This is a genomic window from Pseudomonas sp. CROZ-RG-20F-R04-15, assembly GCF_022662375.1.
Taxonomy (GTDB): domain Bacteria; phylum Pseudomonadota; class Gammaproteobacteria; order Pseudomonadales; family Pseudomonadaceae; genus Aquipseudomonas.
The window spans coordinates 24,131-39,573 of the sequence record NZ_JAKNQL010000022.1 but is presented as its reverse complement, the minus strand read 5'-3'; the positions used below and the strand labels follow the sequence as shown (position 1 = coordinate 39,573).

Below are 15,443 nucleotides of genomic sequence, written 5' to 3'. Positions count from 1 at the left end.
ACATCTTTCCCGTCGGGTGGCCTGCCACGACGCTCGGCGTGGCGGCATGATGCCGTCCATTCCAACCCGTTCCGCCAACAGAGAACCGCCATGCGCCTGCTTCTGGTCGAAGATGATCGTGCCCTCGGACAAGGCATTCGCGTTGCCCTGAGCAACGAAGGTTATACCCTCGACTGGTTGCAGGACGGGGTCAGTGCCCTGCATGCCCTGCGCAGTGAAAGCTTCGATCTGCTGCTGCTTGACCTCGGCCTGCCACGGCTCGACGGTCTGGCCTTGCTGCAACAACTGCGCAGCGAACAACAGGACTTGCCGGTGCTGATCCTCACCGCCCGCGATGGCACCGCCGAGCGCATCGCCGGCCTCGATGCCGGCGCCGACGACTACCTGATCAAACCGTTCGATGTCGATGAGTTGAAGGCGCGCATCCGCGCGTTGCTGCGGCGCAGTCAGGGCCGCGCGCAACCGGTGCTTGAACATGCCGGCGTATGCCTCGATCCGCTCAGCCAGCAAGTCACCTGGCTGGGCAACGAGGTAGTGATGACGCCGATGGAATATCAGCTGCTGCATCAACTGATGGCCCGGCCCGGCAAAGTCGTCACCCGCGAGCGCCTGTCCGGCGCGCTGTACGGCTGGCAGGAACGGGTCGAGAGCAACACCCTCGAAGTGCTGATTCACAACCTGCGCAAAAAACTTGCGAGCGAGTTGATCCGCACTGTGCGCGGGGTGGGTTACGTGATGGCGGTCAAACCATGATCTCGATACGTGCGCGAATTCTGGTGCCGGTATTGATCCTGGTATTGATGGGCGATCTACTGATCAGTTGGCTGGTGCTGCGCGACAGCCATCACGAAATCGAAGAAGTCTACGACGCGCAACTGGCGCAGAGCGCACGCCTGCTGCAGGGTGTGCTGGCGCAACGCGCTCCGGGCGATAACGACTGGCAGCGGCTGCATCAGGCCTTCGATGAAGCGATGAGCCGGGTCGGTGATGGCGAGGCGGCACACCCCTACGAAACCCGTTTGACGTTTCAGGTCTGGCGCAGCGATGGGCAATTGTTGATGCGCTCGGCCGAAGCGCCGGAACTCCCGGCGCCGCCGACTACTTTCGGTTCTCACGACCTGATGGAAAACGGCCGCGACTGGTGCGCGTTTCTGCTCAAGGACTCGCAGCAAGGGCTGCTGATCTGGGTCGGTGAGCGCGATGACATGCGCCAGGATTTGATCGAGCGCATCGTCGGTCACACGTTGTGGCCGAGCGTGATCGGCGTGCCAGTGCTGACGATGCTGATCTGGCTGGCCATCGGCTGGGGCCTGCAACCGCTGCGGACCATGGCGCAGACCATTCGCGGGCGCAACACCGACACCCTCAAACCGCTGAATCTGCGCCCCCTGCCCCACGACCTCGAACCGATGCAAACCGCGCTCAATCGCCTGCTGCAGCAGATCGACAACCTGCTGGCGCGCGAGCGACGTTTCATCGCCGACGCCGCCCACGAGTTGCGCACGCCGTTGGCGATTCTGCGCATCCATGCGCAAAACGCGCAGCTCGCCAGTACCGCGCAACAGCGTGAGGAAGCGCTGGAGTTTCTGGTCAGTGCGGTGGACCGTGCCACCCGTATCGCCAGCCAGTTGCTGACCATGGCGCGCATTGAGCCACGCCTGGCCAACCCGGAAAAAAGCCCGGTGGAGCTGACTGCGCTGGTGCGTGAAGAACTCGCCGAACTGGCGCCGCTGGCGCTGGAGAAAGACGTCGACCTGATCCTCGACAGCGACCACCACTGCCCCGTCGACACCGACCCGGTCGCACTCGCCATTGCCTTGCAAAACCTGGTCACCAACGCCTTGAACTTCGCCCCGCCCGGCAGCGAAGTGCGCGTACAGGTCCAACCGCAGGCATCCGGCGCGGTGTACATCAGCGTCGAAGATGCTGGGCCCGGCATCAAAGAAGAAGATTACGCACGGCTGTTCGAGCGTTTCTACAGCCACGGTCACGCCAATGGCGCCGGACTGGGACTGGCGATTGTGCAAATGATCGTCAGCAAGATCGACAGCACCTTGCAGCTGTACAACCTGCCCCGGGGTGGCTTGTGCGCAGAACTGCGCATCAACGAGCGTCCGGCGTGACGTGTCAAACCTGATTGCCAATGTCGTGGTTTTGACGAAATTTTCATGTTTGCCCGCATAAGATCCGCAGCCTCGTTGGGGAGTAGCCTGTTTCCGAGCCTTTCGGAAGCGTTCGTATCAACATTCTCGGCAACATGCCGTGGTGCGAACACCTTTTGGTTGGTGAGACCGACGACACATCCATGCCTAAAGTCGGGCGTGTGGTTGTGTCGTTGACTCATAGCCCGACTGGAAGTGTGCCCCCGTGAATCCTGTTTCCCTCATATTCCTCGCTCTGGCCATGTCCACGGATGCGTTCGCCGCCGCCATCGGCAAAGGCTCCAGCCTGCACAAACCGCGTCTCACTGAAGCCCTGCGTACCGGTCTGATCTTCGGTGTGATCGAAGCCATCACGCCCATCATCGGCTGGCTGATCGGCCAGGCGGCCACCCGCTGGGTCGCCGAATGGGACCACTGGATCGCCTTCACCCTGCTGGTGATTCTCGGCCTGCACATGATCTACAACGGCCTGAAACACGAAGAAGAGCAAGAAGAAAAACCCGGCTCGCACTCCTTCCTGATTCTCGCCGTCACCGCGTTTGCCACCAGCATCGACGCACTCGCCGTTGGCGTCGGTCTGGCGTTTGTCGACGTGAATATCTGGGTCGCGGCGGCAGCGATCGGTCTGGCGACCATGACCATGGTGACCCTTGGCGTGATGCTCGGCCGAGTGCTCGGCGCGGTCGTCGGCAAGCGTGCGGAAATCGTCGGTGGCGTGGTGCTGATGATTGTCGGTGCGACGATTCTGTATGAGCACCTGGCGGTCTGATTCAACCTGAAGTCAGCGCGGTCAGTGCCAAGGCGTTGCCCAGCGCTGCGCCGCTGGCGGTGTTGTCGAAAATGCACCAGGTCGCGGCACCTGCCGCGGCTGCTGATTGCAGGGCTTGCGCGAGGTTTTGCAGATAAGTGGAATCGTAGGCGCTGTAGTAAATGCGCGGTGAGCCGTGCAGTCGCCAGTATTTCGTTTGTGTCCAGCCGATTGGCGAAGCATCGGTGCTGATGCGCGAGGGATCGACTGCCGCTTGGGCAATCTGATGCGTCATTAGCATCGGCTCGGCGCTGACCCAAGATTCATGTCTTGGCTCAAGCACCACAGAACCGGAAAAACGCTGACGCAATGTCGTGAAAAAGGCTTCGGCGGCGACTTCGTCGAACACCAGTGACGGTGGCAACTGCACCAGCAAACAGCCCAGGCGCTCGCCCAGACCTGCGCACTCGGCGAGGAATTTATCCAGCGCTGGTTCACAACCCACCAAGCGCAATTCATGGCTGATGTGTTTGGGCATTTTCACCGAAAAGCGGAAGGCTTCCGGTACGCTATCCGCCCAGCGTGCATAGGTTTGCCGACGATGCGGACGGTAGAACGAGCTGTTGATTTCCACGCCGTTGAGACGCCCGGCGTAGCGCTGCAAGTGCGTGCCTTCTGCCGCAAATGCCGGCCAGTGTTCGCGCCCCAGACTCCAGCCTGCACAGCCAATGAAAATCATCAGTGCACCTTCCGATCATTGATCGTTCCCCACGCGGAGCGCGGGAACGATCAACCTGTGCGTGAACCGTCATTTCTTGCCGGGCAACACAGCGCCGAGTACCTGCTTCGCAGTTTGCATGATCACCCCGGCTTCATCCGGATCGCCCTTGAGCAAGGTCGTGGCGAATTTTTTCGCCTGCTCAAGCTTGATGTGCGGCGGCAACGGTGGCACGTTCGGGTCGGTCTTGAACTCGATCAGCACCGGCACCTCCGAGGCCAGCGCCTGCTCCCAGGCAGCGGCGACGTCTTCTTCGCGATCGACAAAAATGCCTTTCAGGCCAATGGAAATGGCGAACAAGTGGTACGGCACATCGGGAATGCTTTGCGAGGCTTCGAACTTCGGATCGCCCTCCATTACCCGCTGCTCCCACGTCACCTGATTGAGGTCCTCATTGTTGAACACCGCGCAGATCCACTTGGGGCTCGTCCACTGGCGCCAGTACTTGGCGACGGTGATCAGCTCGGCCATGTTGTTCATCTGCATCGCGCCATCGCCCACCAGCGCAATGACCGAACGCTCGGGGTGAGCAAACTTGGCGGCGATCGCATAAGGCACAGCGGCGCCCATGGACGCGAGGCCACCGGACAATGAGCACTGCATGCCACGGCGGATTTTCAGGTCACGGGCAAACCAGTTGGCGCAGGAGCCGGAGTCGCTGGTGATGATTGCGTTATTGGGCAGGCGCGGCGACAACTCGTACACCACTCTTTGCGGGTTGACCGGATCGGCTTTGGCCATGGCGCGTTTTTCCAGGGTTTTCTCCCAGCTACCGCGCCAGCCCTCGACTTTCTTGCGCCACTTGTTTGAGGTTTTCTGTTCAAGTAGCGGCAACAACGCGGCGAGGGTTTCCGCCGAATCGCCGACAAGATTGACCTCCATCGGATAGCGCAGGCTGAGCATGTCGGGTTGCAAATCGATCTGCACACCGCGCGCCTGGCCTTCCTTGGGCAGAAATTCAGCGTAGGGAAAGCCTGAACCGATCATCAGCAAGGTGTCGCATTCGTTCATCAGCTTGTAGCTCGGTTCGGTGCCGAGCAGGCCGATGCTGCCGGTGACCCATGGCAGATCATCCGGCAATACGGCTTTACCCAACAGGGCCTTGGCGACGCCGGCGCCGAGTTTTTCGGCGATGGCGATAACTTGCTCGGTTGCCTGCAAAGCCCCCGCTCCGACCAAAATCGCGACCTTTTCCCCGGCATTCAAAACCTCGGCGGCCCGCTGCAGATCCACGTCATAAGGCAGCACTTTGGGTTTCGTGTAACCGACCCCGGAATGCGCGGTGCCATGTTCGCGAGCCGGCGCTTCGTATTTCAGGTCCTGCAAATCGTTGGGCAGGATCAGCGCGGTTACCCTGCGCTCACCCACTGCCGTGCGCACTGCACGATCAAGCAGATGCCGTACCTGCGAAGGCACCGAGGCCTGTTGCACAAAAGCCCCGGCGACGTCCTTGAACATCGACACCAGATCCAGCTCTTGCTGGTAATGACTGCCGAGCGCTGTGCGCGCCTGTTGGCCGACAATGGCCAGTACCGGCATGTGGTCCATGCGCGCGTCGTAGAGGCCGGTGATCAGGTGCGAAGCGCCGGGGCCGGAAGTGGCGATGCACACCCCCAACTCGCCAGTGAACTTGGCATGCGCCGAGGCCATGAACGCAGCCATTTCTTCATGCCGCGCCTGAACGAATTCGATTTTGCCCTTGGCCCGGCTGAGCGCGCCGAACACGCCGTTGATGCCGTCACCCGGATAGCCAAAAATCCGTGTGACGCCCCATTGGCTGAGCCGCTCAACCAGAAAGTCTCCTACGGTCATCGTCATCTTGATCCTCGTCGTTTGCTGGTGCATGACGTATTCCCGACCGTGCCTGGGCCGGGAGCTGTAGAGGTCTGGACAATGACGGCGAAGGCGAAGTTTCGATTGTTTTCACCACCTGGACCCTTTGCGGTGAAGTCCGCCCGGACGGCAAACTGCGCATTTCGGGCACGGGCAAGGACCTTGGCGAGCAGTGGCTGCCGCTGTTTTTCGAGGTGTACGGCGTGGAACCGGATCAGCAGCGGATCGCTTTTTATCAGCTACTCGATGAGTTTTTCTGATTGCCTTTCACAAGACCTCTCGGTCGGCGGTGAGGCCATTCGCGAGCAGGCTCGCTCCCACAGGGAGCTTGCGTCGCAAATGTGGGAGCGAGCCTGCTCGCGAAGACGTCAGAACAGTCACTACTGACGTGAAGGCTTTCAACGATGCGGATGCACCGTCCACGCCACCAGTTTGATCACGATCGGCCGCACGACCAGGATGCACATAAACGCCGCAGGCATCGCCAGCTTGTAAGCGTGCAAGGCATTACCCAGATAATCGTTATCAATGCCGGAGTTGGCAGCGGTAATCACCAGCGACATCAAAAACGCCATGATCGTCGCCATGTACAGCGCAAACACATACGGCGTGGCGCGCGGTGACAGCTTGCGGCGGCTGATGATCAAGGCTTCGGCGTTGGTTCTTTGATTCATATCGCTTTTCCATCCAGTGACAGGGAGACCGCACGTTAGCAAGGCCGCCCTCGCGCAACTAGACGCTCAATCGCAGGTACTTTATAAAGCAGATCTTACGAATCAATCCTCAACGGGACATGGATGAATCTGTTAGCGGCGATTGCCAGTTTTATCAAAGTGGTCGAAGCCGGCTCGATTGTCGGCGCCGCCAGGATTCTCGGCGTCAGCGCAGCGGCGGTCAGCCAGACGATCAATCGACTGGAAGCGCACCTCGGCGTACGCCTGCTGCAACGCACCACGCGCAGCATGGCGCTGACCGAAAATGGCGCGGCGTACTACGAGAAAGTCCGGCGCATCGCTGCCGATCTGGAAGCCGCGCAAAGCTCGATCAGCCACGATGAAACCGAGCTGCAAGGCCGGCTGAGCATTGCCTCCACCTCAGCGTTCGGCCGCCATGTGCTGGCCTCGCTGATCGCCAGTTTCGGCGAGCTGCACCCGCGCCTGCTGATCGAGCTCTCGACCACCAACGGCAAGATCAACCACATCCAGGACGGCATCGATCTGAGCCTGCGGATCAAGCCACAACTGGAGGACGGCATCGTTGCGCGCAAGATCGTTTCGCTGCCCTTCATCATGTGCGCCGCGCCGGCCTATCTGCAGCGCGCCGGGTGGCCGCAATCACCCGATGACCTGCAAAACCATGCCTGCCTGGCGTTTCGTTACCCGTTGGACGGACGTTTTCTGCGCTGGAGTTTTGTTCGCGACGGCCAGCGTTTCGACGCCAATATCAATGCCACGGCCATCAGCGATGACATCGACGCGCTGGCGCAGATGGCGGTCCATGGCGCCGGGGTCACCCGTTTGGCGGAGTTCGTCGCCGCACCTTTTCTGGCGAGCGGGCAATTGGTGCAGTTGCTGGAACACAGCGACGCCGTCATCGAACCGATGGACATCTACGCCTGCGTGCAGGAACGCGCGGCGATGACGCCGAAGGTCAAAGCCTTTCTGGATTATCTGAGCGCGCATCTGGCCGCGCGCTGGCCGCTGGAAAATGTTTAAGACGCAGGGCTCGCTGAAGCGCGCGAAATCGGTCAAAGTCCACCTCGCCAAATCGCCCCGTCATGGAAGATTACAACAATGAAAAAGACTCTCGGCGCTCTGCTTCTGTTCTGCCTTAGCAGCCACGTATTCGCTGATGCCCAACCCGTTGGTTTCCAGTACGCCACGCTGGCGGATCCGCGCAACGAACGCCCGCTGGAAATGGTCGTCTGGTACCCGAGCTCGACCACCTCGACGACAACCAGACTGTTCGGCGACAACCCGGTCTTCGTCGGCGCTCCTGCGGTGCTCGATGCCCCCGCCGCCAGCGGCGCGCATCCATTGGTGGTGCTTTCCCACGGCAACGGCGGAAGCTGGATCAACCAGACCTGGCTGGCCAGTGCGCTGGCCCATCAGGGTTACATCGTCGCAGCGGTCAACCACCCCGGCACCACCAGCCGCGATCGCAGCCCACAAGCGGCGGCACAACTGTGGCAACGTCCGGTCGACCTCAGCCGGGCCATTGATGCTGTGACGGCGCAACCGGAAAAATTCGGCGCGGTGGCCAAGGATCGAATTGCCGTTATCGGCCACTCTCTCGGCGGCTGGACCGTGCTCGAAACCGGCGGCGCGCGCTTCGACCCCGAACGTTTTGTCACAGACTGCAAAGTCCATCCGCAACTGGCCAGTTGCACCGCCTACCAACAAATGAACACTGCAAGCACCGCGCAAGCGAAAGCACAATTGGCCGCCGACTGGCGTGACAAACGCGTCACCGCCGTGGTTTCTCTGGATCTGGGCCTGTCGCGCGGGATGACCGATGCCAGCCTTGCGACCTATCCCGTGCCGATTCTGGTGATTGCCGCCGGCGTACCGTCGAAAGATCTGCCCGCGCAACTGGAATCGGTCGACCTCGCCAAACGCTTGCCGAAAACTTCGTCGCGTTACGTCGAAATCAGCGATGCCAGTCACTTCACGTTCATGGCGATCTGCAAACCTGGCGCCGTGGCCATGCTTGACGAGGATGTGCCGGGTGACAGCATCATCTGCACCGATGGCGTCGGCGGTCGTCCGCGCGCGGTGATTCAACAACAAGTGATTTCCCTGATCAGCGATTTTCTGAAGCAATCACCCGGCAACCTGAAACCAGCCATCGCCTACAAGGACTCCCAATAATAATGCTCACGCCCTCCCCTCAGACCTTCCGGGGCAGTTGCCTGTGCGGCGCCGTGAAATACCAGATTCGCTCACGGCCCAAAGCGCTTTCGCACTGCCACTGCAGCCAATGCCGCAAAAGCCACGGCGCGGCATTCGCCAGCTACGGCAGCGTGCTGCGCCAGAACCTCGAATTGCTGGAAGGCGCTGACCAGGTCAAGTCGTATCAGTCGTCTGAATCGGTGCAACGCCAGTTCTGCACGCACTGCGGCTCGTCGCTGTTCTGGGCACGCAATCAGGGTGAATACAGCGACTGGATTTCGGTAGCGCTGGGCACACTCGACACGACGTTCACCACGGAAAAACAGCAGCATGTCGAAGTCACGTCGAAAGCACCGTGGTTTGAAATCAAGGATCAATGGCCGCAGCGCTGAGCCTGAAACCGCAATCGCGCGCCAATCTGCGCTGTCCACGGCGCACAACGGCTAAATTCTTCTGCTTAACTGGTTCGTTGCAGTTCTTGTATTTCAGGAGGCCAGCGATGACACCGGCAAAACTCACTGTCGTGCTCTTGGCCGCCAGCCTGCTCGGCTGTGCGGGCTCTTCGAACCCCGGGACCAACGTGCCGTTGACCGCCACCCGGCAAAACAGCGGGCAAATCGGCAATGTCACACTGGCCGACTGGGGCAAGGACACCGGATTCAGTTTCTTCATCAGTGGCGCACCCAACGGCGCCTCGCTGCCGCTGCGTCTGTACGCGTTCGTCTACAAGGGCAGTTGCGCGCAGCCCGGGCCAGTGGCCTACGCGATGAACGACAAGGTCACCACCGAACGCCAACCGGTGCGCGGCTGGGCCTTCTCGCGCACCGCGCCGGTGAGCCTGTCGACGTTGTTGACTGGCGAGTACGCCATCGTGGTGCGCACCGCAGCGACCGATGGCAACGTGGATATTTTCTGCGGCGATATCCCCCAGGCGGACAAGATGAATGACACGGCTAATCAAGCGCTGGCGAAACCGCCATCCAGCTGACGACTGCCAGCGCTCATCGCTTCGCTCAACCCATCGCCCTCTGGAATACACAGCGGGTTCTGTGGTGTCCTGTCTATTATCAGCGAGGTATTTTTTCCACTTGCCAACGATGAGGCCCCTTACATGAGCAAAGCGCCATACGTTCCGCCCCAGGTCTGGACAAACGAAGCACCGTCCGGCGGCCAGTTCGCCAGCATCAATCGACCGATTGCCGGGCCGACCCATGACAAAACCCTGCCGGTCGGCAAGCATCCCTTGCAGCTGTATTCACTGGCCACGCCCAACGGCGTCAAAGTGACCATTCTGCTCGAAGAGCTGCTGGCGCTGGGGCACAGCGCTGCCGAGTACGATGCGTGGTTGATCCGCATTGGCGAGGGCGATCAGTTCTCCAGCGGGTTTGTCGAGATCAATCCGAACTCGAAAATCCCCGCGCTGCTGGATCGCAGCGTCGAGCCGCCGATCCGTGTGTTCGAATCGGGCTCGATCCTGCTGTATCTGGCGGAAAAGTTCGGCGCCTTCCTGCCGAAAGACCCGGCCGGCCGCACTGAAACGTTGAACTGGCTGTTCTGGCAGATGGGCTCGGCGCCGTATCTGGGTGGCGGTTTCGGACATTTCTACGCCTATGCGCCGGAGAAGCTGGAATACCCGATCAACCGTTTCACCATGGAAGCCAAGCGGCAACTGGATGTGCTCGATCGGCGTTTGGCCGAAAGTGCTTATCTGGCCGGCGACAGTTACACCATTGCCGACATCGCGGTCTGGCCGTGGTACGGGCAATTGGTGCGCAACAATGTCTACTCGGCGGCCGAGTTTCTGGCGGCTCACGAATACACCCATGTGCAGCGCTGGGCAGAGGACATCGCTCAACGGCCGGCGGTGATTCGCGGGCAGCGGGTCAACCGTACGTGGGGCGATGAGGCCACTCAAGTGCCCGAGCGGCACGACGCCAGCGATCTGAACTGACAGCGCTTTTCGCCACATGCATCCACTGAGCAAGACCGTCAGCAGCGCCGATCACAGATATTTGTGAGCGGTCTGCTGCAGCTCATTCGCCCCGCCAGAAACCACGACTCTGCGCCAACCCGCGACGCAGAGCGATCGCACAAATGTGAAAAATTCGTTAACTAACTGAGCCGTACGGCTTTCTTCACCCGGAATGATCTGACAGACTAATGCGAATAATTCCTACATGCACTCGCACTAGATTCGTTTTCGTATCATTTGGGGAAGCAAATTGATGTCGTTTCACACCATTTACCGTCGCTCGAACCTTTCACCGAACCTTCTCGCGCTCGCCGTCTGCATGGCCAGCATCGCACCGGCGCTGGCCGATGAGGTAACGCCCGCCACGCCTGCCAAAGCCGCCCCGGCCACGCTGGAACTGGACGCCACCGAAATCGGCGCCACCCAGATGAGCAGCACCACCGAAGACACCCAGTCCTACACCACCGGCCCGATGCGCACGGCGACCAAGCTGTCGCTGACCATGCGCGAAACGCCTCAGGCGGTGACGGTGATTACCCGTCAACGGATGGACGACCAGAACATGACCAGCATCAACGACGTGGTGAAAGGCACGCCGGGGTTGTTCCTCAGCCAGGCCAGCGGCCCGGGTCGGCAGACGTACAGCTCGCGCGGTTTCGACATCGACACCATCATGTACGACGGCCTGCCGAGTTCGTACTCGCCGTTCTCGATGGCAGTGCAACCCAATCTGGCGATGTTTGACCGCGTCGAAATCGTCCGTGGTGCGACCGGTCTGGTCACCGGTGCCGGCAATCCTTCGGCGGCGATCAACCTTGTGCGCAAACGCCCGACTGCCGATCAACGCGTGACCCTCACCGGCGCCGCCGGCAGTTGGGATGACTACCGTGGCGAAATCGACGCCTCCAGCCCGTTGAACGAAAGCGGCACCTTGCGCGGCCGCGTGGTCAGCTCCTATCAAGGGGCCGACAGTTTCCGCGACAAGGAAGAAAACGACCATGGCTTGTTCTACGCCATCGGTGAAGCCGACCTGAGCGACAGCACCACCGCGACCCTCGGTTTCTCGCGGCAGAATGAACAGACCAACTATTTCTGGGGCGGCTTGCCGATCGGCACCAACGGCCATCACCTCGACCTGCCCCGCTCCACCTATCCGGGCACCGATTGGGAAAACCGCAAGCTGCAAATCGACACGGTGTTCGGTGAAGTGGAACATCGTTTCGACAACGACTGGAAACTGCACGTCGCCGGCTCGACCTCGACCCTCGACGGCGAGTTCTCCGGGACTTACCTGTCGCGTTACGCCGGCCCGCTGGAAACCACCGCCTATCAATCCCATAACACCGACAAGCAGCGCTCGCTCGACGTATTCGCCAGCGGCCCGTTCGAAGCGTTCGGCCGCAGCCACGAACTGGTCGTCGGCGCCAGCAACCGCGTGTATGACGCGACCACCAAGGAATACGACCCGTACACCACGGCCTGGCCGATTGGCGCACCAAAACCTGACTTCGTGCGGGACGGCAAAACCCGCACCGTCACCACTCAGGACGCCGTGTACCTGACCACCCGCCTGAGCCTGGCCGACCCGCTGACGCTGATCCTCGGCGGCCGCCTCGATTGGTACGACTACGATGACCGCACCGGCGATGGCGACTACAAGGTCACCAAGAACCTCACCCGCTATGCCGGTCTGATCTACAAGCTCGACGACCACTACTCGGTGTACGCCAGCTACACCGATATCTTCACCCCGCAGACCCAGAAAGATCTCGGCGGCAAAGTGCTCGAGCCGATCGTCGGTGAAAACTACGAAGTCGGCATCAAGGGCGAGTACTTCGACGGTGCCCTCAACGCCAGTCTGGCAGTGTTCCAGATGGACCAGACCGGCCGCGCCACCCAGGCCGACACTCAGTTCGGCTGCCCGGTCCTGACCTGCTACGGGTCATCGGGCAAAGTGCGCAGCCAAGGCGTCGACATGGAATTGCAAGGCGCCCTGACCGACAACTGGCAGGTCGGCGCTGGCTACACCTACACTCGCGCGCACTACATCAAGGACGAAAACCCGGCCAACAACAATCAGCGCTTCGAGACCGACACGCCTGAGCATCTGTTCAAGGTCTCCACCGTGTATCGCTTCCAGGGTCCGCTGCAACACCTGCGCGTGGGTGGCAACGTTTACTGGCAGAGCCGGATGTACAACGATGTCGCCCTGGCCAATAACGGCAGCTATCGCCTCGAACAGGGTGGCTACGCGGTGACCGACTTGATGGCCGGGTACGAAGTCAACAAACACCTGGATCTGCAAGTCAACGCGAACAATATCTTTGACCGCGTCTACTACTCCGCCATCGGCTCCAATGTCACCTGGGGGGCCAACGACAACTACGGCAACCCGCGCAGTTATATGCTGACGGCCAAGTACAAGTTCTGAGTCGCACCGGCAATAAAACACAAGGGCGCCCGAGAAATCCGTGGCGCCCATGTTCTTTCTTGATTACCGCATTAGTCATGCCTGGCAATAACAGATAGTCTCTGAGCGAACTCTTCAAGAAGCATCGCCCATGACCAATCCGGCATTCACCCCCGACATCGACGCCATCCGCAGCATAGATGCAGTGCCGGTCATCCTGAGCATGGTCAAGCACCTCACCGGCATGCGTTTCGCTGCAGTTGCCCGCGTCACTGACCGAAACTGGGTGGCCTGCGCCGTCGATGATTCGATTGATTTCGGGCTCAAACCCGGTGGCGAACTGGTGCTTGAGTCGACCATTTGCCATGAGATCCGCCAGCATCAGCAGCCGGTGATTTTCGGTCACGCCAGCGCTCATCCGATCTTTTCCCTGCACCACACACCGAAAACCTATGGACTGGAGAGTTACATCTCCATCCCGATCGTCAAAGCCAATGGCGACTTCTTCGGCACCCTCTGCGCCATCGACTCCGTGCCCGCCAATCTGGACGAACCGGCTATCGCCAAGACGCTCACCCTCTTCGCCCAACTGATTGCCATGAGCCTCGATACGCAAACTCATCTTGAGGCAACCAAGGTCGAACTGAGCAACGCCAATGAGCTGGGCCGCCTGCGCGAGCAGTTCATCGCCGTGCTCGGGCATGACCTGCGCACACCGCTGAGTGCGATTCGCATGAGCGCCGACCTGCTGGAAAGCAAAACCGCAGAAAAGCGCTCACTCAATCTGATTTCGGCGATCCGCAACAGCTCGGTGCGCATGGGCGTGCTGATCGAAAACATCCTCGACTTTGCCCGTGGACGCCTGGGCGGCGGGATTCCCGTGCAGCGTACGCTGGTCGACGACTTGCAACACACGCTGCAACTGACCCTTGCCGAGGTGCAAGCCTCGCATCCACAGGCAATGCTAATCGCGGAGCTGGATGTGCCGGCGGGCGTCTATTGCGATGCATTGCGCATCAGCCAATTGCTCTCCAACCTGCTGGGGAACGCCGTCACCCACGGCTCGAACGCCACGCCGATCATTTTCAAGGCTTACGCCGAGCGCGACGAAATTGTCCTCTCGCTGACCAATCAGGGCACGCCGATTCCCGCACAACTGATGCCACTGCTGTTCGAACCCTTCTCCCGCGCCGAAGCCGGGCAACGTTGCGAAGGCTTGGGCCTGGGGCTTTACATCGCCTCGCAGATCGCCACGGCGCACAACGGCACCTTGAGCGTGTCCTCAAACAGCGAGTCGGGGACCTGCTTTGTGGCGAGATTCCCGGCCAGGTTCAAATGGGTTTAAACCGTCTGCCGACGCATCGTCAGAATCGCCGCGCCAAAACCGATGAACGTTGAACCGACCACACGACTGACCCAACGCGACAAGGCCGGTCGGGTCAGCACGCCCTTGGCGCGCGAAGCCAACGCGGCGTACACGCTCAGCGACGACACCGACAACGCCATGAAAATCGAAGTCAGGATCAGAAATTGCGGCAGCAGCGCGGCGCCCTGATCGATGAACTGCGGAAACAACGCAGTAAAAAACATCGTCGCCTTGGGATTGGTCACCGCCGTCAGAAACGCCGACTTGTACAGCTTGCCGCGAGTCGGCCGCACCTTGCTCGCCTCCCCTTCCACGCCCTCCGGGAGCATCGGACCCTTTTTGAACAGCTGCTTGACGCCGAGGTAGAACAAATACCCGGCGCCGACGATCTTCACTGCGTTAAACAGAATTTCCGAACTGGCGAGCAATGCCCCCAACCCCAACATCGCCGCCGCCGACAGACAGAACAGACCACTGGCATTACCCAGCGACGACCAGATCGTACTGCGCTGCCCGTGTGCCAGACTATTGTTGATCGCCATCAAAGTCGCCGGCCCCGGGCTGGCAATGGCAATTGCCGCGACCAAAGTGAAGGTCAGAATCGAGTGAGAATCCATTTTCGCTGCTCGCCAATGTGAAGTTGCTGCATGTTACAGCAACCTGCGCGATAGCCCAGATCAAAAGCCCCTCACCCTGGCCCTCTCCCAGAGGTAGCGGGGACTGACCGAGTTGTTTGAGGGAGATACGCCGACGTGGAATATCGAGCTGAAATCACGCTCAGCAGCGGATCAGATCAAAAGCCCCTCACCCTAGCCCTCTCCCGGAGGGAGAGGGGACTGACCGAGGTGATTGTGAGAGGTACGCCGACGTGAAATACCGAGTCGAACTCAGGCATTGAAAAGCCCACAAATCGGCTCCCTCTCCTTGGGGAGAGGGCTGGGGTGAGGGGCAAATCCACCACAACCCCAAAGCCGACCGCACGCTCTTCACCACTCAACAGGATGAGCGTTAGCTCGGCTGCAGCTGTTGATCTTGATTCACAGGCCGCGTCGGCAGGCTGAGTGGAGGGATTGATCCGGGGGTGGGAGCGCAGCGACCGTTTGGCGAAGCCAAACACAGCGAGAGGAGGTGCAGCGAAGCAAACCGTAGGCGCTGCGCCCGGATCGATCCCGGAGCGAAGGAACCCCGAGCCCCAGCGAGCGGGCCGAACGCTGCGGCAAGCCTTTTTGGGTACTTTTTCGGCGTCTGGAAAAAGTGCCTCGCCGTAAGGGCGAAACCGCCAG

At 60.5% G+C, this 15,443-nt stretch carries 14 protein-coding genes, 1 pseudogene and 1 riboswitch; of the genes and pseudogenes, 11 read left to right on the top strand and 4 right to left on the bottom strand.

The genetic code is table 11. The features are described from left to right. The first annotated feature begins 90 nt into the window (after positions 1 to 90). The 3 genes from L8H52_RS24010 (at position 91) to mntP (ending at position 2,931) form a co-directional block, all read left to right on the top strand. Positions 91 to 753: a response regulator gene (locus tag L8H52_RS24010; RefSeq protein ID WP_016984482.1), complete on the top strand. Its 663-nt coding sequence runs from the start codon at positions 91 to 93 to the stop codon at positions 751 to 753. Further along, on the top strand, positions 750 to 2,123 hold the full coding sequence (locus L8H52_RS24005; protein WP_242209016.1) for an ATP-binding protein: 1,374 nt from the start codon (positions 750 to 752) through the stop codon (positions 2,121 to 2,123). Before L8H52_RS24010 ends, L8H52_RS24005 begins: the two co-directional genes overlap by 4 nt. 65 nt (positions 2,124 to 2,188) lie before the next feature. Next, positions 2,189 to 2,361: riboswitch (yybP-ykoY riboswitch) on the top strand. Positions 2,362 to 2,367: 6 nt separating this feature from the next. After that, positions 2,368 to 2,931 carry a manganese efflux pump MntP gene (gene mntP, locus L8H52_RS24000; RefSeq protein WP_016984480.1) on the top strand — a complete coding sequence of 188 codons (564 nt, stop codon included), beginning with the start codon at positions 2,368 to 2,370 and terminating at the stop codon, positions 2,929 to 2,931. 1 nt (position 2,932) lies between these two features. Here the strand turns inward: mntP and L8H52_RS23995 are convergent, their stop codons facing one another. Both L8H52_RS23995 and L8H52_RS23990 read right to left on the bottom strand, forming a co-directional pair. Next, positions 2,933 to 3,649 (bottom strand): DUF72 domain-containing protein, encoded by a 717-nt coding sequence (locus tag L8H52_RS23995; RefSeq protein ID WP_242209015.1) that lies wholly within the window; start codon positions 3,647 to 3,649, stop codon positions 2,933 to 2,935. A 69-nt stretch (positions 3,650 to 3,718) separates the two neighbouring features. Then, positions 3,719 to 5,506 carry a thiamine pyrophosphate-requiring protein gene (locus tag L8H52_RS23990; protein WP_242209014.1) on the bottom strand — a complete coding sequence of 596 codons (1,788 nt, stop codon included), beginning with the start codon at positions 5,504 to 5,506 and terminating at the stop codon, positions 3,719 to 3,721. Between the two features lie 173 nt (positions 5,507 to 5,679). Here L8H52_RS23990 and L8H52_RS23985 point away from each other — a divergent pair. Then, positions 5,680 to 5,781: pseudogene (locus L8H52_RS23985) on the top strand (APH(3') family aminoglycoside O-phosphotransferase); the annotation flags it as partial. Positions 5,782 to 5,919: 138 nt separating this feature from the next. Here the strand turns inward: L8H52_RS23985 and L8H52_RS23980 are convergent. Then, entirely contained in the window at positions 5,920 to 6,195 is a 276-nt protein-coding gene (locus L8H52_RS23980) for a DUF2798 domain-containing protein (protein WP_242209013.1), read from the bottom strand. 123 nt (positions 6,196 to 6,318) lie between these two features. Between L8H52_RS23980 and L8H52_RS23975 the strand changes: the two genes are divergently transcribed. The 7 genes from L8H52_RS23975 to L8H52_RS23945 all read left to right on the top strand — a co-directional run bounded on the left by L8H52_RS23975 (position 6,319) and on the right by L8H52_RS23945 (position 14,139). After that, positions 6,319 to 7,236, top strand: coding sequence for a LysR family transcriptional regulator (locus tag L8H52_RS23975; protein ID WP_242209012.1), 918 nt, complete (start codon positions 6,319 to 6,321; stop codon positions 7,234 to 7,236). Positions 7,237 to 7,314: 78 nt separating this feature from the next. Continuing rightward, positions 7,315 to 8,391 carry an alpha/beta fold hydrolase gene (locus L8H52_RS23970; RefSeq protein ID WP_242209011.1) on the top strand — a complete coding sequence of 359 codons (1,077 nt, stop codon included), beginning with the start codon at positions 7,315 to 7,317 and terminating at the stop codon, positions 8,389 to 8,391. Positions 8,392 to 8,393: 2 nt separating this feature from the next. After that, positions 8,394 to 8,804, top strand: a complete 411-nt coding sequence (locus tag L8H52_RS23965; RefSeq protein ID WP_242209010.1) for a GFA family protein — start codon at positions 8,394 to 8,396, stop codon at positions 8,802 to 8,804. 107 nt (positions 8,805 to 8,911) lie between these two features. Beyond that, positions 8,912 to 9,400 (top strand): hypothetical protein, encoded by a 489-nt coding sequence (locus L8H52_RS23960; RefSeq protein ID WP_242209009.1) that lies wholly within the window; start codon positions 8,912 to 8,914, stop codon positions 9,398 to 9,400. Positions 9,401 to 9,523: 123 nt separating this feature from the next. Further along, on the top strand, positions 9,524 to 10,363 hold the full coding sequence (gene yghU, locus L8H52_RS23955) for a glutathione-dependent disulfide-bond oxidoreductase (protein WP_242209008.1): 840 nt from the start codon (positions 9,524 to 9,526) through the stop codon (positions 10,361 to 10,363). A gap of 274 nt (positions 10,364 to 10,637) precedes the next feature. Next, the gene (locus L8H52_RS23950) at positions 10,638 to 12,815 is read left to right on the top strand and encodes a TonB-dependent siderophore receptor (protein WP_242209007.1); all 2,178 of its coding nucleotides are present in this window, start codon (positions 10,638 to 10,640) and stop codon (positions 12,813 to 12,815) included. Positions 12,816 to 12,945: 130 nt separating this feature from the next. Further along, positions 12,946 to 14,139: a GAF domain-containing sensor histidine kinase gene (locus L8H52_RS23945; RefSeq protein WP_242209006.1), complete on the top strand. Its 1,194-nt coding sequence runs from the start codon at positions 12,946 to 12,948 to the stop codon at positions 14,137 to 14,139. Here L8H52_RS23945 and L8H52_RS23940 read toward each other — a convergent pair. Continuing rightward, the gene (locus L8H52_RS23940) at positions 14,136 to 14,777 is read right to left on the bottom strand and encodes a LysE family translocator (protein ID WP_242209005.1); all 642 of its coding nucleotides are present in this window, start codon (positions 14,775 to 14,777) and stop codon (positions 14,136 to 14,138) included. The genes L8H52_RS23945 and L8H52_RS23940 overlap by 4 nt on opposite strands. Between the last annotated feature and the right edge of the window lie 666 nt (positions 14,778 to 15,443).